This is a genomic window from Planococcus sp. SSTMD024, from assembly GCF_041320495.1.
In the GTDB taxonomy this organism is placed as follows: Bacteria; Bacillota; Bacilli; order Bacillales_A; family Planococcaceae; genus Planococcus.
This window is the reverse complement of record NZ_JBGGNS010000022.1, coordinates 747,457-773,646: the sequence shown is the minus strand read 5'-3', so window position 1 is coordinate 773,646 and position 26,190 is coordinate 747,457. Positions and strand designations below refer to the sequence as shown.

The following is a 26,190-nucleotide window of genomic DNA, read 5'->3' as shown; positions in this document are numbered from 1 at the left end:
CGGCCGAATCGGCTGCAGGAGGCTGTTTTGTTTTTTCATGTTATTTTTCCTGGACCGGCCCAAGCGCGAACAGGATATCGCATTCACAAGCGATTTCGCCGTCTACTGTCGCAATGGCATGGCCTTTGCCCATGGAACCGCGCAGGCGCGTCAATTCCACTTCCAGGCGCAATTGATCACCTGGCGTGACTTGTCGCTTAAAGCGGCAGTTATCGATGCCTGTGAAAAAGGCTAGGCGGCCTTTGTTTTCTTCCATCTGAAGAACAGCGGCTGCACCGACCTGTGCCAGTGCTTCAACGATCAAGACGCCCGGCATGACCGGGTACCCCGGAAAATGGCCGTTAAAGAAATCCTCATTGGCGGTGACGTTTTTCAGCCCGACCGCTTTTTTCCCCGCTTCGATTTCAACGATCCGATCGACCATCAAAAATGGATAACGGTGAGGCAAGATTGCCTGTACTTGTTCTGTCGTCAACATAATTTCCATTCCCTTCTGCACTTTCTGCATGTGTCCATCAGGCTTTATCGCTTCCTGATCAAGTGACACCGCGCATGATATCAAAGATGTGCTGCCACGTTTCCCATTTCAATGCATCTCCTGCATTGCCGTCTCCAATGACGCCGTATCCAACCATGGCGCCCAGTGCTGCCATCACAACAAGGAGCGCGACAACAAGAAGGATGCGCAGCCAGATTGGAAACAGGCGGATTTGCACCCAGCGTGTTTTCTTTTCCGGCTTGCCGTTTTGCGTATTCGCTTTATCCGGCTCGGTGAAGCCGCTTTTTCGTGATTGTGCCATTGCTATGTCAACCTTTCTTCTTTAAATGCCCAATGCCCTGCAAGATTCTTCACTAACTGCCATTATACTAAAAAGCCTGGGCTGTGGAACAAAAAATTGAATTTTATCTCCTCGAACGGAAAATATCCTGTTTCGCTTCAAGCATCGTTCCGGTTCCAAGAACGACGCATTCTTTCGGATGTTCCGCAATGGCGACCGGGATGCCGAGACGTTCCGATAGCAGACGGTCCAATCCACCAAGCAATGCGCCTCCGCCGGTCAACACGCCGCCACGGTCGATGATATCCGCTGCGAGTTCGGGAGGCGTTTGTTCAAGCACCGTCCGCACGCCTTCTGCCACCAGCTCGACAGATTCGCGCAAGGCTTCCGTGATTTCCTGGGCTTTCAATGTGATTGTCCGTGGATAGCCTGTCAGCATATCCCGTCCCCGGATATCCATCGTGGCTTCCTGGTCGCCGCTGAGCGTCCCGAATTCCACTTTCAGCTTTTCAGCTGTCCGTTCCCCGATCAGCAATTTGTATTTCCTCTTGATGTAATGGAGGATGTCCAAGTCGAAATGATCGCCGGCCACTTTCAAAGTTTCGCTTTTGACGATTTCGCCCATCGACAAAACCGCAATATCGGAAGTCCCGCCCCCGATATCGATGACGAGGCTCGCATCCGCTTGGTAAATATCAAGTCCAGCTCCGATAGCGGCCACTTTCGGCTCCACTTCAACATAAACTTTCCTTGCACCCGCTTTTTCCGCCACTTCACGAATCGCTTTTTGTTCGATGCTCGTGATATTCGCTGGGCAGCAGATGAGGATGCGCGGCTTCATCATGAACCCTTTCAGTTTCAATACTTGGATAAAGTGCTTGAGCATCAGTTCCGTAATATCGAAATCATGGATGACGCCGTCTTTTAAGGGGCGGACCACCACAATATGCTGGGGTGTGCGCCCCATCATCTTTTGCGCTTCCACTCCGGCGGCGATCAGTTCATTGGATTTTTTGTCGACTGCGACAACCGACGGCTCATTTAAAATGATGCCTTTGCCTTTTACATAGATCAGCACATTGGCTGTACCGAGATCGATGCCTATATCTTTCGAAAACATTGCGCCGTCCCCTTTCTCTGTTCTGCGATGTTGAGTGGAATTCAGTTTTTTAAACAACACAATAATACAAATATTGTGTATCAGATGGATAGCCATGAATGAAAGAGTGGAAGGCGGCGAAGGGCAAAGATGTGCTCCCACATCGCTGCGCTACTGCGTCGCAAACGAATCGTGTCAGGCACGATTCACTTCCTGCGGGAGCAGTGACGGAGCGACGCGAGCTGAAGACCCTGGACTGAGCGCAAGGAGGGAAGCGGCTGAAGCCGTGCCCTGGCAGCTGGCAACAAGACGTCCTGTCGCGCCAGCTGCATGACCCACATCATGTGGGCCCGAAAGCGTCCGCCTGGAGCGATTTCACCACTCTACTTCACTCTTTCTAATACTTTAATTCAATTCGTCTAGTTAAAATCTTATCATAATCCTGCAACGGCTGACAAAATTCTCCGAAAATACTTTCAGCTCGTTTTTCTACAAAAAAAGCCTACCGCTCAATTGTGCGGCAGGCTTTTGATCTTATGAAGTATGAGTCCTGATGAATTTAAACCATTTGCTCTTCTTTTACTTCGCTTGTTTCAGTCGATACGCGCTCAATGTCGGCACCGAGAGCTTCTAGCTTCAAGTGGAAATCAACATATCCGCGGTCTAGATGGTACAGTTCATGTACGCGTGTGATCCCTTCAGCAGCCAGTCCAGCCAAGATCAACGCAGCAGCTGCGCGAAGGTCTGTTGCTGATACTTGCGCGCCCTGTAATTTAGAAGGGCCTTCCATGATGACTGAACGGCCTTCAATCTTGACGGATGCATTCATGCGGCGGAATTCTTCCACGTGCATAAAGCGGTTTTCAAAAACCGTTTCAGTCAAGATGCCGCTGCCTTGTGCCGTCAGCATCAATGACATCATCTGCGATTGCATATCTGTCGGGAAACCTGGGTGTGGCATGGTCTTGATATCAATTGAACGGAGCGGACGTGTCGAACGAACCCGCAAGCCTTCATCCGTTTCTTGAATGTCGACGCCCATTTCACCCATTTTCGAGATCAATGCAGCCATATGTTCCGGCACTGCGTTTTCAATGATAACATCGCCTTCTGTGATGGCAGCTGCCACCATGAATGTCCCAGCTTCTACACGGTCCGGAATGATTGAGTGATGCGATCCGTGAAGTGTTTCGACACCTTCGATACGCATTGTGTCAGTACCGGCACCTTTGACGTTTCCGCCCATTTCGTTAATATAGTTCGCGAGGTCCACGATTTCCGGTTCTTTTGCTGCGTTTTCGATAATCGTTACCCCGTCTGCAAGAGCTGCGGCTGACATGATGTTCTCTGTCGCACCGACACTTGGGAAGTCGAGGTAGATTTTAGCGCCGCGTAAACGGCCATCCGTTTTCGCTTCGACGAAGCCGTTTCCGAACGTGATGTTCGCTCCCATTGCTTCAAAGCCTTTTAGGTGCTGGTCAATCGGACGGGATCCGATGGCACAGCCGCCTGGCAAAGCGACACGGGCAAATCCGTTGCGCGCAAGTACCGGCCCCATGACCAGGATCGACGCACGCATTTTGCGGACGTATTCGAACTGTGCTTCACTTGATAATGTTGAAGATGCGTCGATGTGCATCTCGTTTTTCTCCGGGAAATACTCGACTTCAACATTCAAGCTTCTCAATACTTCCTGAATAGTGTAGACGTCCGCAAGATTTGGCACTTCCGTAATGAAGCTTTTGCCTTCACTTGCAAGAAGTGCGCCTGCCAATACCGGAAGTACTGCATTCTTCGCTCCTTCTACTCGTACTTTCCCTGTTAATTTTTTTCCGCCTTTAACGATGATATGATCCAAAGCAAAGCCCTCCATATGTTTAATAGTCCCTAATTTATACAGCTCTCATGTATATTTTCTCATTTAATAATCTCTGTAGTTTATGGTAAAAAAAAATGAAAACCTTATCTATAGTACCTTGTTTTTTGATAAGAAACAAGCATTATAAGGTTTTCCTATCAAAAACTCAATATGCCCCAAATTGTTCGTATGCATAGGTATTTTTATGTCCGTCGCGAAAAAAGAAATATTACAAAATGATTACAGTTAATTGTTTCCCCACTTCAATAGAAATAAACCCCTAAACAGTGGATATTTCCCGGGAAATAGTAAATCATTGCCGATTTGCCATAGGAACGGCATGCGCCAGCATTACCATGGCAAATCGGCAATGCTAAAATAAGTAGGGCAATTGTCTGGACCATGCCGAGATTTCCAAAAAGAAGTTGGAAACGGCCGTCCCGATTACAATACTTAAGAATATGTATAGGATCTGCGCCTGCAGTACATGGTGTTTAGCTATCCATTTATCGAACATCACAGCCCGCAATGCATAAAATGAAACGCCGGTAAAAAAGATGTGGCTAATGATTGAAATCAATGCTTGCTGCCCGATGTATAATTCCACTCCGTACTCTCCTTTCATCTCATATCTTATTTGTTGAAACCCCTGCTGTTAGTATAGCTGAAAACTTTTCAAATGGCATAAAACTTCATGAGTTTTTCGTGAAATTTTCCCCATTATCCAATAAAAAAACGGACAGAAGCGAATTGCTTCCGTCCGTCCCGTGTTATTAAATGTTACCCTCATAAACGTTGATACGATTCATCGCACGTTTTAACGCCAATTCCGCGCGTTTGTAGTCGATCTCATCTTTTCTTGCCTGAAGAAGTGCTTCGGCACGTTTTGCAGATTCCTGCGCACGCGCCAAGTCGATCTCAGTCGCACGTTCTGCTGATTGAGCGAGAATCGTCACTTTTTCAGGGCGGATTTCAAGGAACCCACCGCTTACAGCGACCAATTCCGTCGAGTTTTCTTTCTTTAACCGGACTGCGCCGATTCCAAGAGGAGCTACTGTCGGAATGTGACCAGGCAAAACGCCCATCTCACCGGTTGCTGTAACTGCAATCACCATAGAAACTTCTGAATCGTATACTGGGCCGTCGGGAGTGACAATATTGACTGTAATGGTCTTCATTTTTTTCCCTCCTGGTCCCTGATTTTAGACTTGTACGCCCATGCCTTTGGCTTTTTCGATAACTTCTTCGATGCGGCCGACTAGGCGGAAAGCATCTTCCGGAAGGTGATCGTATTTGCCTGCAAGGATTTCCTGGAAGCCTTTGATCGTTTCCTGAACTGGAACATACGAGCCTTTTTGGCCAGTGAACTGTTCAGCAACGTGGAAGTTTTGAGACAAGAAGTTTTGGACACGGCGTGCACGGTTAACCGTCAGCTTGTCCTCATCGCTCAATTCGTCCATACCAAGGATCGCAATGATATCCTGAAGCTCTCTGTAACGCTGCAAAGTTTCTTGAACCTGACGTGACACACCGTAGTGTTCTGCGCCAACGATTTCAGGAGACAATGCGCGGGAAGTAGAAGCCAGTGGATCCACCGCTGGGTAAATACCCATTTCAGAAAGTTTACGCTCAAGGTTAGTTGTTGCATCAAGGTGGGCAAACGTTGTTGCGGGAGCCGGATCCGTATAGTCATCGGCTGGAACATAGATTGCCTGGATCGATGTTACAGAACCAGCGCTTGTTGTTGTGATACGCTCTTGCAATTGACCCATTTCAGTCGCAAGTGTCGGCTGGTAACCAACCGCTGAAGGCATACGGCCAAGAAGGGCGGATACTTCAGAACCTGCTTGCGTGAAGCGGAAAATGTTGTCGATGAACAAAAGAACGTCTGCGCCTTGCTCATCACGGAAGTATTCAGCCATTGTCAAACCAGTCAGAGCGACACGCATACGTGCGCCAGGCGGCTCGTTCATCTGGCCGAAGACCATTGAAGTTTTCTTGATAACGCCGGATTCGCTCATCTCGTGGAACAAGTCGTTTCCTTCGCGTGTACGCTCACCAACACCGGCGAATACGGAAAGACCGCCGTGCTCTTGTGCGATGTTGTTGATCAATTCCTGGATCAAAACAGTTTTACCTACACCGGCACCACCGAAGAGGCCGATTTTACCGCCTTTGATGTAAGGGGCAAGCAAGTCAACAACTTTGATACCAGTTTCAAGAATTTCAACTTCTGTGGAAAGGTGCTCAAACGTAGGAGCCGAACGGTGAATCGGGTCGCGGCGTTCTGTTGTTGGGATTTCCTCACCCAAGTCGATTACTTCCCCAAGTACGTTGAATACCCGGCCAAGTGTAACATCTCCGACAGGAACAGAAATTGCTCTGCCCAAGTCGGTTACTGCTGAACCGCGCTGCAATCCGTCAGTGGATTCCATTGCGATGGTACGAACTGTGTCGTCGCCAAGGTGCAAAGCTACTTCAAGAGTCAAAGTAGTTTGAGCTTGATTGGGACGATCAATATTAACGGTTAGGGCGTTGTAGATCGCTGGAAGCTGTCCGTTGGAAAACTTAACGTCTACAACCGGACCCATAACCTGAAGAACGTGTCCTGTGTTCATGCTGTTCCCTCCTGTCTTACTTTTATTGAACCTATTTAAAGCTCGAGCGGCTTTATCGGCCGCTTCCGCTTTTCTTATTGTCTAGTTGCAGCGGCCTGCCTCTCGGGTCGTAAGCCAATTTCCCTGTGCGGCTGAAAAGCGCCGCTTCGGGAACTCGTCTTACGCCTGTCGAGGCATAACGGCCGCTTCCGCTTTTCTACTCTAAAGCCGCAGCTCCGCCGACGATCTCAGTGATTTCCTGAGTGATCGCAGCTTGGCGTGCACGGTTGTAGACAAGCGTCAGATCGTCGATCAATTCTGATGCGTTGTCGGTTGCGCTCTTCATTGCTGTCATGGAAGCAGCATGCTCACTTGCTTTGCCGTCCAGCAAGGCTCCAAAGATCAAGCTTTCCGCGTATTGTGGAAGAAGAACTTCCAGAATCGCTTCCGCTGATGGGTCGAACTCGTAAGAAGCAGTCGATCCTGTTGGCTGAATGTCAGTCAACGGCAGCACTTTCTTTTCGGTAACCTCCTGGGAGATGGCAGAAACATAATGGTTATAGTACATATAAACTTCGTCATACGTACCATCTGCGAACATACCAACAGCTTTGCGCGTTATTTCCTTGATATCCGCAAACGCTGGGTGGTCCGGAAGCCCGATTGAGCTTTCGATGATGTTATAGCCTTTCTTCGCGAAGAAGTCACGGCCTTTCCGCCCGACGCTGAGGATAACAAATTCGTCGCTTGACGCATGGCGCTCGTTGATTTTAGCCATCACAGTACGCAAGATGTTACTGTTATAGCCCCCAACAAGTCCACGGTCAGAGGTAATTACCAAATATGCCGTTTTCTTAACAGGGCGTGCCATCATCATAGGATTGGACACGTCGCTGGAACCGGCTGCGATCGAAGCGACCACATCCTGGATCTTTTCCATATATGGAACGAAAGCTTTCGCGCTCGTTTCTGCTTTGTTCAATTTAGAAGCGGAAACCATCTGCATCGCTTTCGTGATTTGGCTTGTTTTCTTGGTTGACGTAATTCGTGTTTTTATATCGCGTAAAGATGCCACTGGTATTTCACCACCTTGTTATTTTTTCTTCCGATCCTGCCAGGGAGCTTATTCTGATTTCGCGAATGTGTGCTTGAATTCGTTGATTGCTGCGCCGAATTCGTCGTCAGATGGCAATCCCTGAGTTGAGCGGATGGTATCCAAAACATTTGTGTGGTTTGTATCCAACCAGCTAGTCAATTCAGCTTCGAAACGAGTGATGTCTTGTACAGGGATATCGTCGAGGAATCCACGAGTCAATGCGTAGAAGATAACTACTTGTTTTTCAACTTTAATCGGGCTGTTCAAGTCCTGCTTGAGAACTTCAACTGTGCGTTTACCGCGCTCAAGTTTTGCAGCTGTCGCTGGGTCAAGGTCGGAGCCGAATTGTGAGAATGACTCCAATTCACGGTAAGCTGCCAAGTCAAGACGCAATGTACCGGCTACTTTCTTCATCGCTTTGATCTGTGCTGAACCACCTACACGGGATACAGAAAGACCGGCGTTGATCGCTGGGCGAACACCCGCGAAGAAGAGATCCGATTGAAGGAAGATCTGGCCATCCGTAATCGAGATTACGTTTGTCGGAATGTATGAAGAAATATCGCCTGCTTGCGTTTCAACGAACGGCAAAGCAGTGATTGAACCTGCACCAAGTGTTTCGTTCAATTTCGCTGCGCGCTCAAGAAGGCGTGAGTGAAGGTAGAATACGTCACCTGGGTAAGCTTCACGGCCTGGAGGACGACGAAGCAAGAGTGAAAGTTCACGGTAAGCGGAAGCTTGTTTTGTCAAATCATCGTAGACGATCAAAACGTGCTTGCCGTCGAACATGAAGTCTTCAGCCATTGAAATACCGGCATAAGGAGCCAAGTATAGAAGTGGGGCTGGTTGTGAAGCAGATGCTGTAACGACGATCGTGTAGTCAAGCGCTCCGTTTTTGCGGAACGTTTCAACAACGTTACGTACAGTCGATTCTTTTTGGCCGATTGCTACGTAAATACAGATCATGTCTTGGTCAGCTTGGTTCAAGATTGTATCGATTGCGACAGATGTTTTACCAGTCTGGCGGTCACCGATGATCAATTCGCGCTGCCCACGGCCGATCGGCACAAGAGCATCGATTGCTTTAATACCCGTTTGAAGCGGTTCGTGCACGGATTTACGTGCCATAACGCCTTGTGCTGGGCTTTCGATAGGACGGGATTTAGTCGTGTTGATCGGTCCAAGACCATCAACCGGCTGTCCCAGTGGATTGACTACGCGTCCGATAAGTTCTTCCCCTACCGGTACTTCCATAATACGGCCAGTTCGACGTACTTCATCGCCTTCTTTGATGTCTGCGAATGGCCCAAGGATGATGATACCAACGTTGTTGGCTTCCAAGTTTTGTGCCATACCCATTACACCATTAGAGAATTCTACAAGTTCTCCAGCCATGATGTTGTCGAGGCCATGAGCGCGAGCGATACCGTCACCAATCGTGATGACTGTACCGACTTCGTCAACTTTCATCTCTGATTGATAGTTTTCAATCTGTTGCTTAATCAGATTGCTGATTTCTTCAGCTTTGATGCTCATGTATTTCACCCTCTCATAATTTCATAAATTAGCCGATCAATTGACGCTGCAGGCGTGCAAGTTTCGTGCTGACGCTGCTGTCAAAGATGCGGTTTCCGATTTGAAGGCGCAATCCACCGATCAATGATGGGTCGATTACGTTCTCAATCCGTAAAGAATTCTTGCCGATGCTTTTCGCGAAAGCCGTCGAAAGCGATGCCGTTTCTTCTTCCGTCAATGGACGAGTCGAATAAACGGTTGCATCTTCAATTCCCTGCTCTTCGTTCGAAAGCTTGATATAGCTTTGAGTCATATCACTGACTTCGTTCATGCGTCTGCGCTCACCCAACATTTGAAGTGTATTCAAGACGTATGTGTTAACGCCTTGGAACACTTCGTTGATGAGGTTTGTGCGCTTTTCAGCTGACAGTTTCGGTGAAACGATCAATTGGTAAAGTTCAGGAGTCAACTTGAAAACTTTACGTACTTCACGGAGATCCTGTTCGATTTCCAAAGTCACATTGTGTTCTTTGGCTACCTGGAATAATGCCGATGCGTAGCGCTCAGCGACTTGGCTCATTGCACTTCGCCTGCCTTCGCAATCGTTTCGTTAATCAACTGACGGTTGTCTTCCTCAGAGATTTCCTTATCCAATACTCTAGTAGCTGCCAACAAGGACAGAGCGACAACTTCTTCGCGAACTGCTGCGATCGCTTTTTCGCGTTCGTTAGCAATTTCTGCCACTGCGGATTCTTTCATGCGGGCAGATTCTGCACGCGCTGTCGTAATGATTTCCTCACGAGAAACTTCGCCTTGTTTCTTGGCATTTTCAACGATTTCCTGCGCTTGGTTGCGGGCATCCTTCAAGAGGTTGCGCTGCTCATCAAGCATTTGCTGTGATTCCTGACGGCTTTTTTCAGCAGTTTCGATCTCACTTGCGATCAGATCTTCACGCTGCTGCATAACGCCCATCAATGGACCCCAAGCAAATTTCTTCAACAGGGCCATTAGGAGCAAAAAGATGACCAATGTTGCGATGATGTCTCCAATATTCAAAAACTCCCCGGTTGCACCGAGTACGAGGTGATCAAAAAACACGATTGTTTCACTCCCTTCAAGAGCCTAAAATACTTTTTCTTCTATTATATATACTGCTTAAAATCGTTAGATGTGCTGTCGAAATCCAAAATGCATCATACAAGCATAAATGGCGAAAAACATGCCGGAGCACTCTCGCCATTTAGCTTTTCAGTAATAAGTTGCTGTGCCTAGCTCTTCGGGACATAAGTCAAGCCAACTGTGGGGCAAAGAACGCCACTTCGCTGGTTCGCCTTATGCCTGTCGGAGCTGAACAGGCATTTTCGCTTTTCTTTATTAACGGTTCATTACGATGAACGCGATAACTACGGCGATGATCGGCAATGCCTCGACCAAAGCTACACCGATGAACATTGTTGTTTGAAGAACGCCGCGTGCTTCTGGCTGGCGAGCGATACCTTCAACTGTTTTTGAAACGATAAGTCCGTTACCGATACCTGCACCTAGTGCTGCTAATCCTACTGCAATTGCTGCTGCTAATAAACCCATTTTAAAATGTCCTCCTCAGGATGATTGTTTTTTTGTTTTGCCCGAAGGCAGTTTATACTCAATGGTCTTCGCTGACTTTATGCGATAAATAAACCATCGTTAACATAACGAAAATGAACGCCTGGATAGCCCCGATAAAGATCGAGAACCCTTGCCATGCCATCATCGGCAAGATCGCGCTTGCGAATCCAAGAATACTTGCTGAAGCAAGCCCTGCCAACAACGTAAGCAAGATCTCACCAGCGTAGATGTTACCGTAAAGACGCAGACCGAGTGTCAGCGTATTTGCGAATTCCTCAATGATTTTAAGCGGGAACAAGAACGGCATCGGTTTCAGGAAATCTGAACTGTAGCCTTTCAAGCCTTTCAGCTTAATACCATAATAATGGCTCAAGATGATGATTGTTGCAGCCAATGTCATTGTCACGACTGGATCCGCTGTTGGTGATTTCCACCAAAGGTCTCCGTTGACGACAACAGCAAATGGGAGCCCGAGCATGTTCGAAACGAAGATGAACATGATCAGCGTAATTCCAAGAACATGGAATCGTCCGCCATCCCGCCAGTCCATATTGCTTTTAATGATTCCTTTGACAAAGTCCATGACCCATTCCATGAAGTTCTGCATGCCTGTCGGCTTCAGCTTCAAGTTGCGGGTAGCGAAGAACGCGATAAGGAAAACAATAAGAGCGGCTACAAGCAGCATCATAACGTTCGATAGGTTGAACCAAATTCCGAACACCTCGAGCATTGGAGCGCCATGATCCACGATAAATTCACCTCTCTTTCCACTTTCTTTAATGGTGTTTCATGTGATAAACGATCCGCTCCACCAAAAGGAGACCATAAGGGATCATCAACCCGATTACCGCACTGACCAAGTGTATATGCTCAGCGAACAAAATAGCGATCGCCACAACGGCTACACCTGATGCGAACCGTAATGCCGTTCCGAGAGAACGGACTTTTGAGCCTTCTGCCACCGCCCGGTCAAATTTTTCCATTCTCCGGACCAGGATCCACATATTATAAATGCCGAACAGAGATCCGACGATTAAGCCAGCGAACACTTCCGGATAAGGAGTGACTCCCCACCCTAAAACGAACACGGCGAGGATGAAATACATCAGCCTCTTCAATCTTTTATAGATCTCTTGAAGTCCATCCATTTTTTACATGTCTCCTGATTCGAATTTTCGGACGGTCTGAAGCATCGCCCAAACCCCGGCACTCAGGCCAACGAGCAGGCAGATGATCAAAAAGAGCGGGGCGGTTCCGAATTGCTCATCAAGCCACATCCCTGTAAAGACTCCGATTAGTACGGACCCGACAAGTTGCGAGAGAATGACGGAATAAATCGCCATTGCTTGTAAGGGACTTTTTTTCGGGTGCATGATAAACCCCTCGAAATTCATAATGATTTGACATTCACGCCCATAAAAAGAGCAGTCGCATCCGGCTTTCAATAGCACATCCATTATGTATGAAAACCCTCTCATGCAGACCCTTTGTAAGCATACAATAGGGGTAAAATCATGTCAATTACATGTAGTGAAAAACTTCACAAGCAAAAACCCGCCGACATATGATTGACAAATTTGTTACAAGAAAAGCGAGAGCGGCCGTTCTGGCTCGACAGGCGCAAGACGAGTTCCCGAAGCGGCGCTTTTCAGCCGCACAGGGAAATTGGCTTGCGACCCGAGAGCCAGGCCGCTCGAGCTAGACACCAAGAAAAGCGGAGACAGCCGAATGGAGGCTAAGCTAAGTGCGCGACGTCCTGTCGCAACGCTTAGCTGACTCACATCCTGTGAGCCCTCGACAGGCGCAAGACGAGTTCCCGAAGCGGCGCTTTTCAGCCGTACAGGGAAATTGGCTTGCGACCCGAGAGCCAGGCCGCTCGAGCTAGACACCAAGAAAAGCGGAGGCAGCCGAGTGGAAGCTAAGCTAAGAACGCGACGTCCTGTCGCAACGCTTAGCTAACCCACATCCTGCGTGCTCTCTCCTCCCCTGTCTCCTTACAGCTCGCCGAAATACTTGTGCAAAGCTTCCACGATCCGCTGGGATGCTTTTCCGTCGCCGTATGGGTTCGATGCTTGAGACATCGCTTCATAGGCAGATGCATCCGTCAGCAATTCCTTACCGAGGCGGTAAATCGTTTCTTCGTCCGTGCCGGCAAGTTTCAACGTACCGGCATCGATCCCTTCTGGGCGCTCCGTCGTATCGCGCAACACCAAAACAGGCTTTCCGAGAGACGGTGCTTCTTCTTGCACCCCGCCTGAATCAGTCAAGATGAAATAAGATTGTGCAGCGAAGTTATGGAAATCCAATACTTCGAGCGGCTCGATCAAATGGATGCGCGGGTCGCGCCCGAGCACTTCATCTGCCACTTCCCGTACAGCTGGATTCATGTGGACCGGATAGACCACCTGGATATCCTCATGCTCTTCGGTCAAGCGCTTGATCGCACGGAACATATTGCGCATCGGTTCGCCGAGGTTTTCACGGCGATGGGCGGTCAATAGAATCATGCGGTCGCTGCCGATTTTATCGAGCACCGGATGATGGTAATTTTCGCGTACCGTCGTCTGTAAGGCATCGATTGCCGTATTGCCCGTAATATAGATGGTTTCTTCTTTTTTATTCTCATCACGCAAGTTCTGCGCGGACTTCTCGGTCGGCGCAAAATGGATGTCCGCCATGACACCCGTCAATTGACGGTTCATCTCTTCCGGGAAAGGAGAGTACTTATTGTGGGTCCGGAGCCCAGCTTCTACGTGACCAATCGAAATCTGGTTATACAAAGCAGCTAAACTGGCCGCGAATGTCGTGGTCGTATCCCCGTGGACCAGCACGATATCGGGTTTCGCTTCTTTCATCACATCATCCAAGCCTTGCATGGCCCGCACGGTGACATCGCTCAAGCTTTGGCGGTTTTTCATGATGTTCAAATCAAAATCGGGGGTGATGCCGAATGTTTCGAGCACTTGGTCAAGCATTTGGCGATGCTGTGCGGTCACAGTCACAAGCGGTTCGATTGTCTCTGGATGCTTCTGCAATTCCAGCACAAGAGGCGCCATTTTAATCGCTTCCGGCCGTGTACCGAAAATCGTCATCACTTTCCATTTTTTCGTCACTTCTGATCAACCCGCTTTCTTATTTTGTTCCGAACAAGCGATCTCCGGCATCGCCGAGGCCAGGCACGATATAGCCTTTCTCGTTGAGCTTCTCATCGAGTGCCGCGATATAGATATCGACATCCGGATGTGCTTTTTGCAAAGCTTCCACACCTTCTGGAGCTGCGATAATGCACATGAACTTGATTTTCGTTGCGCCGCGCTTTTTCAACGAGTTGACCGCTTCAATCGCGGAGCCGCCTGTTGCGAGCATCGGATCGACCACGATCAATTCACGTTCAGAGACATCTGAAGGCATTTTGAAATAATATTCCACTGGCTGCAAAGTTTCCGGGTCGCGGTACAAGCCGATATGGCCGACCTTTGCCGCTGGAATCAATTTCAAGACGCCATCAACCATTCCGATTCCTGCACGCAAAATTGGCACGATGCCCAATTTCTTCCCAGCCAATACGTTTGATTTGGCGACTTGCACCGGCGTTTCCACGTCGATTTCCTGAAGCGGAAGCTCGCGTGTAATTTCAAAGGCCATTAGAGTTGAAATCTCGTCAACCAATTCACGGAATTCTTTTGTTCCAGTCGATTTGTCGCGGATATACGTCAGTTTGTGCTGAATAAGCGGATGATCAAAAACGAATACTTTTCCCACAGTGTATCTCTCCTTTTTCATACATTTTCCTAAACAGTATAACAGAAAACGAAAGGGATTAGAGCTTCACCCCCGCATTAGGATTATTCAGTCAACTTCCACACGCAAAATAAAAACCAGGGCAACCGCCCCGGTTAAAGTAGATGCGCTTCATCGATCGGCATCGGCCGATGGAACAAAAAGCCTTGTGCAATGGTGCAGCCCATCTCAAGCAATTGGGTCCTGTCCTCTTCTGTCTCGACGCCTTCGGCAACTGCCCGCAGCCCTAAATTGTCCGCCAGTTGGATGATGGTCCGGATGACGGCGCGCGTTCCGTGTTCATCCATATTGGACACGAAGGAACGGTCGATTTTAATTTCTTCGACAGGCAGCTTTTGGAGATAGCTGAGCGACGAATAACCTGTCCCGAAATCATCGATGGAAGTCGCAAAACCGTATTTTTTCAGCTGATCGAACACCGTGCCGGCCGTATCGATATCGACGACGCCGATGCGCTCGGTGATCTCGAGCTGAATCCATTTCGGATCCACGCCGAATTTGTTCGTTTCATCCACCAAATGCGGCACGAAGGAATGATGGAAGAAATGCTCAGCCGAAATATTGATCGCCACTTGGCGCAGCTTCAGATCCTGCTCCTGTCGTTTTTTCAGCCAAGCCAGCACTTGCTCGATGACATGTTGCTCCAGCTGGCGGATCTTGCCGTTCTTTTCTGCGGCCGGAATGAAGGTGGCAGGCGAAATATCCCCGAGCTCCGGTGATTTCCAGCGGGCCAGCGCCTCAAACCCGAGAATGTCCCGGCTTTCGAGCGACACTTTCGGCTGCAGGAAGACACTGATTTCTTTTCGTTTGAGTGCAGCAGTCAATGCATTGGCGACGCGCAAATCGCGCATCATTACTTCGTCTTGTTCATTTTCAAAATAACAGACCGCCTCGCCCACGCGCTCTTTCGCTTTCGATAACGCGCTGTCAGCACAGCGGACCAATTCTTCGGCGTTCTGCTGTGCCGGCGTGACAATCGCCACACCGACTTTGACAGTCAAAAACAAATCCATTTCGCCGATCGACACCGGCTCCCGCAGGCTGCTCAGAATATCCTCCAGAAATTCAGGCGCCCGCGTCAGGGGAATGGTGCTGTAGAGCGACAGTCTCGAATCGGAAAAACGCGCGACCAGTTTTTCCCGGGCGCCTCCTGCCAGCACGAGACGGCGGCCAAGCTCCCGGCACAAATCATTGCCTGCCCGGTGTCCATACTGGTCGCTGATTTTGATGAATTCGTCTGTCGAGATGAACGCGACAAACCCTTCTTTCCCGTCCTTCAACAGCTCTTTCAGCTCGGTGCGGAAATAGTGGCGGTTCGGCAGCCCTGATTCTTCATCAATATACGCAAGGCGAAGGATTTCTTCCTGCTGTCGTGAAAACTTCACTGCCAGTGACACGATCGAGGCGATTTCCTCCATAAAGACCAGGTCTTTTTCCGACGGTTTGTAGATGGCTGGGAAATAAATGCCGAATGTGCCGATTGCTTCTTCCTTGCCGTTAAAAATCGGCACGGACCAGATCGCTTTTATTCCAAACCGGTCGAGAACGTCTTGTTGGCCGCTTATAAGCGCATCCTGTGCTGCATTCTCCACTATGACCGGCTGCTGGCGCAAGTATGCCGCGCCGCAAGGGCTCGAATCAGCTGATACTTCCAAGCCGCGCATCCCTAAGGTGAATTCATCCGGCATCGATTTCGCCGCCCCCACCTGGAAACGCTTCGCCTCGTCCACCAATAGAACGGTGCAGCGTACACCGTCGAGGAAAAACGATTCGGCCGTTTCGCAAATGTTCTGCAGCAGCACCCCAAGCACATGCCCTTTTTCAATGCCCTTATACGTTTCTTTCTGCAAATCGATCAAAGTTTCCGCACGCCGGCGGTCGCTGATGTCCCGTTGCAGCATCAGCACATAGCGTAATGATTTTTCCGGAAACGCCAGTGGCTGGACCGTGATTTCGTTCCAGAAAGGCGTGCCGTCTTTTCGATAATTGACGATTTCAAAAACGCCGGGCTGTGCAGATGCCGTCGCCTCACGGATTTGCCTGCCAGTAGCGGCATCGGTTTTCGTTCCGTGGAGAAATTTACCGTTTCTGCCGATAACTTCCTCTTCGTTATAGCCGGTCATTTCAAAAAATGCTTCATTGGCATAAGCGATGGGATGTTCGGAAATTTCCGGGTTCACGACGACAAAACTCGTGTGGAATTCAAGCCCGAGACGGCGCAGCCAATCTATGATCACTTTTCGGTCTTCCTGGATTTCATATTGATGCATACGCGTCCCTCCCGATTTTTCTCGTTATGTATGGTGAAAAAAAGCCGCCAATGCATGCGGCGGCTTTATTCATTTCAATATTCATCTAAATAATCAACAACTTCTTATTTATACAAAGCGTGTGCAGCTGTCAACTTTGCTGTACGCTCAGCGGCTTCTTTCTTCACAGCTTCGTCTTCCGGGTTTTTCAATAGAAGCGCCATGATCGAAGCGATTTCCTTCATTTCTTCTTCTTTGAAGCCACGGGATGTGACAGCTGCTGTTCCGAGACGGATGCCGGATGTGACGAATGGGCTTTCCGGGTCGAACGGGATGGTGTTTTTATTGGTCGTGATGCCGACTTCATCCAACACATGTTCCGCGACTTTCCCCGTCAAGTTAAGTGAACGGAGATCGAGCAGCAATAAATGGTTGTCTGTTCCGCCGGAAACGATGTTGACGCCTTCAGCCGTTAAGCTATCGGCCAAGACATTTGCATTTTTGACGACTTGGTCGATGTAATCTTTGAATTCTGGCTGCTGGGCTTCGCCGAAAGCGACGGCTTTTGCCGCAATGACGTGCATCAACGGTCCGCCCTGGATGCCAGGAAAAATGATTTTGTCGATTTTCTTCGCAAATTCCTCTTTGCAAAGAATCAAGCCGCCGCGAGGGCCGCGCAATGTTTTATGGGTAGTGGAAGTAACAAAATGTGCATGAGGCACTGGGTTCGGATGCGCGCCTGTTGCGACAAGCCCTGCAATATGCGCCATGTCGACCATCAAGAGTGCACCGACTTCATCGGCGATTTCACGGAATTTCGCAAAATCCAATGTGCGGGAATAGGCACTGGCGCCGGCAACGATCATTTTCGGCTTGTGCTCAAGAGCTGCCTGGCGAACTGCTTCGTAATCAAGCAATTGCGTATCTTTATCGACGCCGTATTCAACGAAATTATACTGCATGCCGCTGAAGTTGACTTTGCTGCCGTGCGTCAAATGTCCGCCATGGTTCAAGTTCATGCCAAGGACAGTGTCGCCTTGTTCAAGCATCGCTGTATACACAGCCATGTTCGCCTGCGAACCGGAGTGCGGCTGGACGTTTGCATGCTCTGCGCCGAAAATCTCTTTCAAGCGGTCGCGTGCGATATTTTCCACTACATCTACAAATTCACAACCGCCGTAATAGCGTTTGCCCGGATAGCCTTCTGCGTATTTGTTGGTCAACACGGATCCTTGTGCATCCATAACTGCCTGGGATACAAAGTTTTCCGATGCGATCAACTCAATATTCGCTTCTTGACGTTCTTTTTCCGCGTTCATTGCTTCATATACTGCCTGATCCTGCGCCTTAATCAATTCCATCTGTCTTTCCCTCCCGTGATTGAAGTACCTGGCGATCATAGCTCGCACGGACACCGCCGATCAATTTCGGACGTGTCGTCGCACTTGATACAATCGCTTCCCCTATTAGTTTAACAGAAGTCCGCACCGGAACGGCGACTCTTTTTAAATGCATGCCGATCATCGTCTGCCCGATGTCCACTCCGGCGTGGGCAGCAATTTCCTCGACGACGACCGGGTCAGTCATATTCATGAAGGCGTAAGCACTCATCGACCCGCCAGCTTTTGCTACCGGCACCACCGATACCGGCTCGAGGCCGTAGCGTTCGGCAGCTGCCCGCTCAATCGTCAGCGCGCGGTTAATATGCTCACAGCCTTGAAATGCCAGAAACACCCCGTGCCGTTCCGCAAACAAGCGCAGCGGTTCGAACAGGCTTTCTGCAATATCAAGCCCGCCGCCTGTGCCGATGCGCTCGCCGGCCACTTCAGAAGTCGAACAGCCGACGACAAATAGTTGGCCTTCCTTGAATGCAATTTGTTGCTCCAATTCGCTGAGAACCTCTTCAAGCTGCAACTGCCATAAGCTTTGCATGCTTACTCCTCCTTAGTTTTCGAGTGCGCTGATTTTCTGGACGCGGTTTTCATGGCGGCCGCCTTCAAAATCAGTCGTCAGCCATGTTTTCGCAATTTCTCTCGCTAACCCTGGCCCGATGACACGCTCGCCCATTGCCAAGACATTCGAATCGTTATGCTCACGCGTCGCTTTCGCACTGAATACATCGTGTACGAGTGCGCAGCGGATGCCTTTTACTTTGTTCGCGGAAATCGACATGCCGATTCCAGTCCCGCAGATCAAGATGCCTTTATCGAATTCTCCGCTTGCCACACCTTCCGCTACCGGCTGTGCATAATCCGGATAGTCGACAGAGTCATCCGTTTGCGGCCCAAAGTCATTGTATTCAATCCCCATCTCATTCAATAGGTTGACAATCTCCTTGCGCAGATTATTCCCGCCGTGGTCTGATGAAATTGCTATTCTCATAATTAACCCTCTTTTCGTTTTCGTTTAGCGGACAGTTCTCGAATCAGCTCCGCCGCTTTTATTTAATTCTAACATTTTTGAACAGTTTCATGTTACTTCCTCAAGCTCGGTTTCTGCAACTGAAACCTTCGCGTCCGGCAATCGAAAAGAGCTGCACCAAAGCACATGCGCGTTATGCTTTTGGTCAGCTCTTTCCATTTACGTAATGCCTAATTGCTTTGCCACCTTGTCGATCAATTGCTCCAGCTCTTGATACGTCTTGCGGTAATCCGCCAAGGAACCGCCGTAAGGATCGCTGACATCTTCAGTCGTCCCTTCCGCAAATTCTTTCACCGTGTGCAGTTTCGTCGCTACTTCTGGATAGTATTGCATGAGCGTCATCTTATGCGAATACGTCATCGTCAAAATCAGCTCCGCCCATTCCACATCACGCGGGTCCAGCGGCTTTGAAATATGGTCGAATTCGATGGATTGCTCGCTCAATACTTTTTGCGCATTGGCTGACAGCGGTGCTTGCCCTGCATAGATCCCTGCTGAGCGGGCTTCCAGTCCCTCGATGTTACGGGTATGCACAATCGCTTCCGCCATCGGGCTGCGGCACGTATTTCCCGTGCAGACGAATAAAATCTTCATCCAATCCCCCCTTATCCAAGCTTCTGTGTCGCCATCTTTTGCGTTCAGTGAACTCCTAAGATAGCGTGTGTCTACCTATTATTATACCGCATTTTATCAAGCTATTGTATGGATGCGGATTGGACTGGAAGGTGTAACAGTCATTGCGGAGAACTGGTCTTGAGAGTGAGATGGATTGTTCATTGATTTTTTCTTCGTGAAGCAACCGCCTCCCGCTTGGGGCGGGCCTCCCGCAATGAGCCAAGAAAAACGCTTGTCTCATGGCTTCGGCTCGCCCCTGTGCGCGGTTCGGCTTTTCGATTTCATTGGATGTTGCATGCGAAGAAGTGCCACTGTTGAGTATCTTCATCCGCTGGTTGTCGCTTCTTAGCTGGACTGGAGAGTGAAATGGATTGTTCGTTGATTATTTCATCGTGAAGCAGCCGCCTCCCGCTTGGGGCTGGCCTCCCGCAATGAGCCAAGAAGAACGCTTGTCTCATGGCTTCGGCTCGCCCTTGTGCGCGGTTCGGCTTTTAGATTTCATTGGATGTTGCGTCCGAAGACGTGTCACTATATTAGTTGTTTTCATCCGCTGGTGGGGACGCCTAGCTAGACTTGATAGTTATGAAGTTGCTGTGGCTATTCAATTTGAACTTACAAAGCTGAACAAAACTATTCAAACTAATTCCAGTGCCAAATGCATTTGATTTACTTTCTAAAACTAGAGATGAAGCGGAAAGGAGCCGACGCCTGAGGGACCGCGCGGGCTGGCGTGCCCTTGCAGCGCAATCTCCCCCCCTCTCCCTTATTTAAAACACCAAAAAAGCCACTGGAAAATTCCCAGTGGCTTGCATGCTGTCATTTAATTCACTTGCTTAAATCAGCTGAACCATTTATGGTCCGCTGCTTTTTCCAGGCGGTTCATCAGCGCAGCGTCTTCATTTTCCGGCAACACGCATGCCAGGATCAAATCGGCATCCGTCTGGTCGCATCTGCGCAGGCTATCGTATAACTTATCCACAGCGAGCGGGAAGCAATAATCCGCCGTCTCGAAATCTTCGCGGCTCAACACCGCAATTTTTTTCTTCTTGCCGTGGATATGATCGATCGCCTTTTCGATGAGCTTGCTGTTGTGCTCGATCAAATAAAGCGGCGCTTGTGGTGCATAATGGGCATATTTCATGCCGGGCGATTTCGGCGTATTGCCTTTTGTCTCGGAAGACAAACGGACCGTGCCGATCACTTCTTCCAATTGTTCTTTCGTCACTTGTCCAGGGCGCAGGATAACAGGCGGTGCACTCGTCATGTCGAGCACGGTCGATTCGATACCGACTTGAGTCGGGCCGCCGTCCAAAATGAGCGGAATCTTGCCCTTCATATCGAAATAGACATGCTCAGCCAAAGTCGGGCTCGGCTTTCCGCTCGTATTGGCGCTTGGTGCTGCGACCGGCTGTTTCAAGCGTTTCAACAGGTTCAATGCTGCGGGATGATTTGGGACACGGATGCCTACCGTCGGCAATCCAGCGGTTACATTAGAAGCAAAAGTATCCGGTTTCGCCTGCATGATCAAAGTCAGTGCCCCTGGCCAAAAAGCATCCATGCATTGCAAAGCTTTTTCCGGAACCTCTTCGACATACTCCAAGGCGGTCTCTTTGGAATCCACGTGAACGATCAAGGGATTGTCGGTTGGGCGGCCTTTCGCTGCGAAGATTTTATCGACAGCGGTCGCGTTCATCGCATCCGCGCCGAGGCCATAAACGGTTTCGGTCGGAAATGCAACGACTTCTCCCCCGCGAATATAATCCACAGCTTGTGCATAACTTTCATCGTTATTCACATGTTCATCCACAAGAATTGTTTTTGTTTCCACCTAAACATCTCCAGTACAATAAGGTTTTGGCGACAATATCCACATTTTGTGGATAACACCCCTTAACATCAGGTGATTTGTGCACAAATTACTCTAAAATACAAAATACCATGCGGTCGTGTTTGTTGATATCTTTTTTGCAATAGACGCGTGCTTCAGGCAAGGCTTTTTGGAACATTTGCGTTACGGCGGCGCCTTGGCTGCTGCCGATTTCAAGCCCGATGATGCCTGGGCGGCTGACCAATTCCGGCACTTGCTCTGCCAATGTTTCGTAAGCCGCAAGCCCGTCACGGTCAGCGAATAACGCTCCATGCGGCTCGAATTCACGAACGGTATCAGACAAGCCCGGTGCTTCGTGATGCGCGATGTACGGCGGGTTGGACAAGATGATATCCCATTTTCTCCCCGCAAGCGGCGCTGCCAAGTCCCCTTTTGTGAAATGGACATCCGCGCTCAAAGATTCAGCATTGCGTTCCGCCATGAACAAGGCTTCTTCGGAAATATCCGTCGCCATCACTTCCGCTTCCGGCAATTCGCATTTCAATGTGACCGCAATGACTCCGCTGCCTGTGCCGATATCCGCTGCCTGCACTTCTTTCGCGCCGAATAGCTCACGCTTCAGCTTCAAAGTTTCTTCAATCAGCTCTTCTGTTTCCGGACGCGGGATTAGAACGGCTGGCGATACTTGGAAGGTTCTGCCGTAAAATTGTTCAACGCCAGTCAAATGCTGGACTGGCACGCCTTCGACCAATTCTTCGACATTGGCCCAATAGGCTTCAAATTGGCGATCTTCGATTTTATCGCGCATTGCCGCGACCAAACCGGAGTAATCAACTCCGAGTTCATGCTGCAACAGAATGCGGGCCGGTGTTTCTTCACGGCCGTATTGCTTTAAATAGCTTGTCGCTTGCTCCAAGGCTTCATAGACAAATTCGACTGTCGTTAAGGTTTCAACTTTGTTCATTGTTCAAACTCTCCATCCTCGTTGATTGTTCATCGATCACCAGGGCGTCAACAATTTCATCCATCTTGCCTTGCAGGATTTGGTCCAGCTTCTGGATGGTCAATCCGATGCGATGGTCCGTCACTCGGTTTTGTGGGAAGTTGTAAGTGCGGATGCGCTCTGAACGGTCACCTGTACCGACAGCGGATTTGCGTACGGAATCATACTCAGCTTGTGCTTCTTGCTGGAACTTTTCATAGACGCGGGCACGCAGGACTTTCATGGCACTCGCTTTATTCTTGATCTGGGATTTCTCGTCTTGGCAGGTGACGACAATATTCGTCGGTAAATGCGTCAAGCGCACCGCCGACATCGTCGTATTGACCGATTGGCCCCCTGCACCGGATGATGCATAGGTATCGACGCGGATGTCGTTATCGTGGATATCGACTTCGACTTCTTCCACTTCCGGCAAACATGCGACCGTCGCTGTCGAAGTATGGATGCGTCCCCCGGACTCGGTTTCAGGGACACGTTGTACGCGATGGGCGCCGTTCTCGTATTTCAGCTTGGAATAAGCACCTTTACCGGTCACCATAAAGACCAATTCTTTAAAGCCGCCGATTTCCGTCGGGTTCGAGTCCAAGATCTGGACTTTCCATCCATTGGCTTCGGCAAAACGGGAATACATCTTGAACAGGTCGCCCGCGAACAAGGCTGCTTCATCGCCGCCTGCTGCACCGCGGATTTCCATGATGACGTTTTTGTCGTCGTTCGGGTCTTTTGGAATCAACAGAATGTGGAGGCGCTCTTCCAGTTCTTTTGAACGCCCTTCGAGTTCTGCGACTTCTTCTTTGACCATTTCACGCATATCCGCATCCATTTTTTCTTCAAACATGGCTTTTGAATCGGCCAGTTGCGTCTGGACGTCTTTGTATTCGCGGTAGGTTTCCACAGTTTCCTGCAGATCGGATTGTTCTTTGGAATAATCGCGCAGCTTATTGGTATCTTTGACAATATCCGGGTCACTCAACATTTCGTTGAGACGGTCGTATCTGTCTTCGACAGACTGTAAACGGTCAAACATTGTTTTCACCTCTAGTTTCTTCTATATAAAATCTATAATTATGTGCATAGGATTTCATTGTGCACGATATTCCGCGAAACAGCTGGCTTTCCGGGGGGCTTGCACTGAACTAATTCGGGCTAGCCGCCCGAATGGATTTCAGTACTTCGCTGCTCCCCCAGGAGTCTGCGCTATTTCGCTCCATATCTTTCCTCAAAAAAACACAACAAAAATTTAAGCGCATTGACTTCTCAAGGTCTGTGATTTGTTTATATAAACGCTTCTTCAAACTAATTGATGCTTATTCTGTAACCGTAACGCCGGCTGGGACTTCGTGGTGATGGCGGCAGCGCGGTTCGTAGGCTTCGGAAGCACCGACCAGGATGATCGGGTCATCCGAACCGGCAGGCTTGCCGTCGATCAGGCGCTGTGTGCGGCTTGCGGGAGATCCGCAGACCGTGCAGACAGCCTGCAATTTCGTCACTTGTTCCGCGATTGACAATAGGGACGGCATCGGACCGAACGGCTCGCCGCGGAAATCCTGGTCAAGTCCTGCGACAATTACACGGAAGCCGTGATCGGCCAGCTTTTGTACATGGTCGACGATTTCCATATCGAAGAATTGCGCTTCGTCGATGGCGATAATATCGAATTCATCCGTTATATATTCTTTCATTTCGCCCGAATGCCCGATCGGCAGCGCGATGACGGTGGTTCCGTTATGTGAGACGACCGCTTCCTCGCTGTAGCGGTTATCCAATTTCGGCTTGAATACCGCGATTTTTTGTTTGGCAAATTGTGCGCGGCGGATGCGGCGGATCAGCTCTTCCGATTTTCCGGAAAACATGCTGCCGCAAATCAACTCGACCCATCCGGTCTGTTTCATGACGTACATAGTGGAGACCCCTTTCAAACATTTACTGTTAATATCATACCAAAAACGATGGGTATGCCTATCATTTTTCTGCTATGTAATTGATTTTTTCCGTTCCTTGACGAAAAAAAATACCCATCCGGCGTTTTCGCGACGGACGGGTATAATAGTGACTTAGTTGTTGATTTCTTCTTTGAGGCCGTATTTTTTGTTGAAACGGTCTACGCGGCCATCTGCAGCTGCGAATTTTTGGCGTCCAGTATAGAATGGATGACATTCTGAGCAAAGCTCAACGTTGATGTTTTCCTTTACTGAACCTGTTTCGAATGAGTTGCCGCATGAGCAAGTCACTGTTGCTTTTTTGTACTCTGGGTGAATACCTGTTTTCATAATATTTTCTCCTCCCGCCCTGAACCATCTGGAACAGAGTTTAATCTATTTTGCCTATTGCCTTACACGGCTCGTTAGGCCGTATATGCAATAGTACTGTTTTGTTTCACTTTTATAATCATATCAAAATTTATAGGCTTTTGCAAGCAATCAAATCGTCTTTCGCGGAATGCGCGATGACTTGCCGTCTCTTGGCAATTGTCCGAAAAACTCTTCATTGGTTTTTGAGTGGCTGAGCTTTTTCATGAAGCGTTCGGTAAAGTCCGGCGAATCCGAGAACGTTTTGCGGATTGTCCATAGTTTATCAAGTTGTGCCGGATCCATCAACAATTCTTCCTTGCGTGTGCCCGACCGGCGGATGTCGAGCGCCGGGAAAATGCGGCGTTCGGCCAAGCTGCGGTCGAGGTGCAGTTCCATATTGCCAGTCCCCTTGAACTCTTCGTAGATCACTTCATCCATACGCGATCCCGTATCGACAAGTGCTGTCGCAAGAATCGTCAAGCTGCCGCCTTCTTCGATATTGCGCGCCGCCCCGAAAAAGCGTTTCGGGCGATGGAATGCGGCAGGGTCAATCCCGCCGGAAAGGGTGCGTCCGCTTGGCGGGATGACCAGATTATAAGCACGTGCAAGTCGCGTGATCGAATCCATCAAAATGACGACATCGCGCTTGTGTTCGACAAGGCGCATGGCGCGTTCGAGAACCAGCTCGGCTACTTTGACGTGGTTTTCAGGAACTTCATCGAAAGTCGAAGACACCACATCGGCGTCGACCGAGCGTTCGATATCCGTCACTTCTTCCGGCCGCTCATCGATCAATAGCACGATCAGTTCCGCTTCCGGATGATTGGTCGTCACGGCATTGGCGATTTCCTTCAACAGCATCGTCTTTCCGGCTTTTGGCGGTGCGACGATCAAGCCGCGCTGGCCGAAGCCGACCGGGGATACGAGATCCATGATGCGCGTCGATAAATGTTCAGGGCCGGTTTCAAGGCGGATATGGCGATCCGGATACAGCGGCGTCAGGCCTGGGAAATGGACACGTTCTTTTGCGACTTCCGGGTCTTCGCCGTTGACGGCCTCTACTTGGAGCAGCCCGAAATAACGTTCGTTTTCCTTTGGCGGGCGGACTTTTCCGGATACTTTATCACCGTTTCTCAGGTCGAATCGGCGAATCTGGGAAGCAGAAATATAGATGTCTTGTGAACTCGGGGAATAATTGATCGGGCGGAGAAACCCGAATCCTTCCGATTGGATGATTTCAAGGACGCCTTCCATGAAAAAGAAGCCTTCCTGTTCCGCACGGGTTTTCAGAATGGCGAAAATCAATTCTTTTTTCGTCAGTTTGCTGTAATTGTTCAGCTTGTATTCTTTTGCCAGGTTATAAAGCTCTTTGAGCGTCATATTTTCCAATGCGGAAATTGTCATCGTTGCCATCTAGTTGGACACCACAC

The 26,190-nt window shown here is 49.3% G+C and carries 28 protein-coding genes; all 28 read right to left on the bottom strand.

Annotated features, from left to right (window positions below; translation table 11 throughout):
• Positions 1–40: 40 nt before the first annotated feature.
• The 28 genes from fabZ to rho all read right to left on the bottom strand — a co-directional run bounded on the left by fabZ (position 41) and on the right by rho (position 26,173).
• Positions 41–478: a 3-hydroxyacyl-ACP dehydratase FabZ gene (gene fabZ, locus AB9R92_RS12655; RefSeq protein WP_101191249.1), complete on the bottom strand. Its 438-nt coding sequence runs from the start codon at positions 476–478 to the stop codon at positions 41–43.
• Between the two features lie 58 nt (positions 479–536).
• Positions 537–800 carry a DNA-directed RNA polymerase subunit beta gene (locus tag AB9R92_RS12650; RefSeq protein ID WP_370669785.1) on the bottom strand — a complete coding sequence of 88 codons (264 nt, stop codon included), beginning with the start codon at positions 798–800 and terminating at the stop codon, positions 537–539.
• A gap of 103 nt (positions 801–903) precedes the next feature.
• Complete coding sequence (mreB, locus tag AB9R92_RS12645) at positions 904–1,899, bottom strand: rod shape-determining protein MreB (protein WP_370669784.1); 996 nt, start codon at positions 1,897–1,899, stop codon at positions 904–906.
• A gap of 538 nt (positions 1,900–2,437) precedes the next feature.
• Complete coding sequence (murA, locus tag AB9R92_RS12640) at positions 2,438–3,736, bottom strand: UDP-N-acetylglucosamine 1-carboxyvinyltransferase (protein ID WP_370669783.1); 1,299 nt, start codon at positions 3,734–3,736, stop codon at positions 2,438–2,440.
• Positions 3,737–4,109: 373 nt separating this feature from the next.
• Complete coding sequence (locus AB9R92_RS12635) at positions 4,110–4,343, bottom strand: DUF1146 family protein (RefSeq protein ID WP_211655005.1); 234 nt, start codon at positions 4,341–4,343, stop codon at positions 4,110–4,112.
• Positions 4,344–4,509: 166 nt separating this feature from the next.
• A complete protein-coding gene (locus AB9R92_RS12630; RefSeq protein WP_370669782.1) occupies positions 4,510–4,914 on the bottom strand; it encodes a F0F1 ATP synthase subunit epsilon in 405 nt (134 codons plus the stop codon).
• A gap of 24 nt (positions 4,915–4,938) precedes the next feature.
• Positions 4,939–6,354 carry a F0F1 ATP synthase subunit beta gene (gene atpD, locus AB9R92_RS12625; RefSeq protein WP_370669781.1) on the bottom strand — a complete coding sequence of 472 codons (1,416 nt, stop codon included), beginning with the start codon at positions 6,352–6,354 and terminating at the stop codon, positions 4,939–4,941.
• A gap of 196 nt (positions 6,355–6,550) precedes the next feature.
• Entirely contained in the window at positions 6,551–7,408 is an 858-nt protein-coding gene (gene atpG, locus AB9R92_RS12620) for an ATP synthase F1 subunit gamma (protein ID WP_370669780.1), read from the bottom strand.
• A gap of 48 nt (positions 7,409–7,456) precedes the next feature.
• A complete protein-coding gene (atpA, locus tag AB9R92_RS12615) occupies positions 7,457–8,965 on the bottom strand; it encodes a F0F1 ATP synthase subunit alpha (protein WP_370669779.1) in 1,509 nt (502 codons plus the stop codon).
• A 28-nt stretch (positions 8,966–8,993) separates the two neighbouring features.
• Positions 8,994–9,524, bottom strand: coding sequence for a F0F1 ATP synthase subunit delta (locus AB9R92_RS12610; RefSeq protein ID WP_370669778.1), 531 nt, complete (start codon positions 9,522–9,524; stop codon positions 8,994–8,996).
• Entirely contained in the window at positions 9,521–10,042 is a 522-nt protein-coding gene (atpF, locus tag AB9R92_RS12605) for a F0F1 ATP synthase subunit B (RefSeq protein ID WP_101191263.1), read from the bottom strand. Before atpF ends, AB9R92_RS12610 begins: the two co-directional genes overlap by 4 nt.
• A gap of 276 nt (positions 10,043–10,318) precedes the next feature.
• Positions 10,319–10,531, bottom strand: coding sequence for a F0F1 ATP synthase subunit C (atpE, locus tag AB9R92_RS12600; RefSeq protein ID WP_008433003.1), 213 nt, complete (start codon positions 10,529–10,531; stop codon positions 10,319–10,321).
• A gap of 58 nt (positions 10,532–10,589) precedes the next feature.
• Positions 10,590–11,300 carry a F0F1 ATP synthase subunit A gene (gene atpB, locus AB9R92_RS12595; protein WP_101191265.1) on the bottom strand — a complete coding sequence of 237 codons (711 nt, stop codon included), beginning with the start codon at positions 11,298–11,300 and terminating at the stop codon, positions 10,590–10,592.
• A 28-nt stretch (positions 11,301–11,328) separates the two neighbouring features.
• On the bottom strand, positions 11,329–11,700 hold the full coding sequence (locus AB9R92_RS12590; protein WP_058382964.1) for an ATP synthase subunit I: 372 nt from the start codon (positions 11,698–11,700) through the stop codon (positions 11,329–11,331).
• A gap of 3 nt (positions 11,701–11,703) precedes the next feature.
• Positions 11,704–11,925, bottom strand: coding sequence for an AtpZ/AtpI family protein (locus AB9R92_RS12585; RefSeq protein WP_058382963.1), 222 nt, complete (start codon positions 11,923–11,925; stop codon positions 11,704–11,706).
• A gap of 621 nt (positions 11,926–12,546) precedes the next feature.
• The gene (wecB, locus tag AB9R92_RS12580) at positions 12,547–13,665 is read right to left on the bottom strand and encodes a non-hydrolyzing UDP-N-acetylglucosamine 2-epimerase (RefSeq protein WP_370669777.1); all 1,119 of its coding nucleotides are present in this window, start codon (positions 13,663–13,665) and stop codon (positions 12,547–12,549) included.
• A gap of 19 nt (positions 13,666–13,684) precedes the next feature.
• Complete coding sequence (gene upp / locus AB9R92_RS12575; protein ID WP_058382961.1) at positions 13,685–14,314, bottom strand: uracil phosphoribosyltransferase; 630 nt, start codon at positions 14,312–14,314, stop codon at positions 13,685–13,687.
• A 134-nt stretch (positions 14,315–14,448) separates the two neighbouring features.
• Positions 14,449–16,623: a bifunctional diguanylate cyclase/phosphodiesterase gene (locus AB9R92_RS12570; RefSeq protein WP_370669776.1), complete on the bottom strand. Its 2,175-nt coding sequence runs from the start codon at positions 16,621–16,623 to the stop codon at positions 14,449–14,451.
• Positions 16,624–16,727: 104 nt separating this feature from the next.
• Positions 16,728–17,963: a serine hydroxymethyltransferase gene (locus AB9R92_RS12565; RefSeq protein ID WP_370669775.1), complete on the bottom strand. Its 1,236-nt coding sequence runs from the start codon at positions 17,961–17,963 to the stop codon at positions 16,728–16,730.
• Positions 17,950–18,534, bottom strand: coding sequence for a TIGR01440 family protein (locus AB9R92_RS12560; RefSeq protein WP_370669774.1), 585 nt, complete (start codon positions 18,532–18,534; stop codon positions 17,950–17,952). The genes AB9R92_RS12565 and AB9R92_RS12560 overlap by 14 nt, the downstream gene beginning before the upstream one ends.
• A 12-nt stretch (positions 18,535–18,546) precedes the next feature.
• On the bottom strand, positions 18,547–18,984 hold the full coding sequence (gene rpiB / locus AB9R92_RS12555; protein WP_370669773.1) for a ribose 5-phosphate isomerase B: 438 nt from the start codon (positions 18,982–18,984) through the stop codon (positions 18,547–18,549).
• A gap of 198 nt (positions 18,985–19,182) precedes the next feature.
• A complete protein-coding gene (locus AB9R92_RS12550) occupies positions 19,183–19,617 on the bottom strand; it encodes a low molecular weight protein arginine phosphatase (protein ID WP_370669772.1) in 435 nt (144 codons plus the stop codon).
• Positions 19,618–20,476: 859 nt separating this feature from the next.
• Positions 20,477–21,466 (bottom strand): L-threonylcarbamoyladenylate synthase, encoded by a 990-nt coding sequence (locus AB9R92_RS12545; protein WP_370669771.1) that lies wholly within the window; start codon positions 21,464–21,466, stop codon positions 20,477–20,479.
• Between the two features lie 88 nt (positions 21,467–21,554).
• Complete coding sequence (gene prmC / locus AB9R92_RS12540; protein WP_370669770.1) at positions 21,555–22,430, bottom strand: peptide chain release factor N(5)-glutamine methyltransferase; 876 nt, start codon at positions 22,428–22,430, stop codon at positions 21,555–21,557.
• Positions 22,417–23,496, bottom strand: a complete 1,080-nt coding sequence (gene prfA / locus AB9R92_RS12535; protein WP_370669769.1) for a peptide chain release factor 1 — start codon at positions 23,494–23,496, stop codon at positions 22,417–22,419. Before prfA ends, prmC begins: the two co-directional genes overlap by 14 nt.
• A 280-nt stretch (positions 23,497–23,776) precedes the next feature.
• Positions 23,777–24,370, bottom strand: a complete 594-nt coding sequence (locus tag AB9R92_RS12530; protein ID WP_370669768.1) for a thymidine kinase — start codon at positions 24,368–24,370, stop codon at positions 23,777–23,779.
• 153 nt (positions 24,371–24,523) lie between these two features.
• Positions 24,524–24,739: a 50S ribosomal protein L31 gene (gene rpmE / locus AB9R92_RS12525; protein ID WP_058382951.1), complete on the bottom strand. Its 216-nt coding sequence runs from the start codon at positions 24,737–24,739 to the stop codon at positions 24,524–24,526.
• Between the two features lie 150 nt (positions 24,740–24,889).
• Entirely contained in the window at positions 24,890–26,173 is a 1,284-nt protein-coding gene (gene rho, locus AB9R92_RS12520; RefSeq protein WP_370669767.1) for a transcription termination factor Rho, read from the bottom strand.
• Positions 26,174–26,190: the final 17 nt, after the last annotated feature.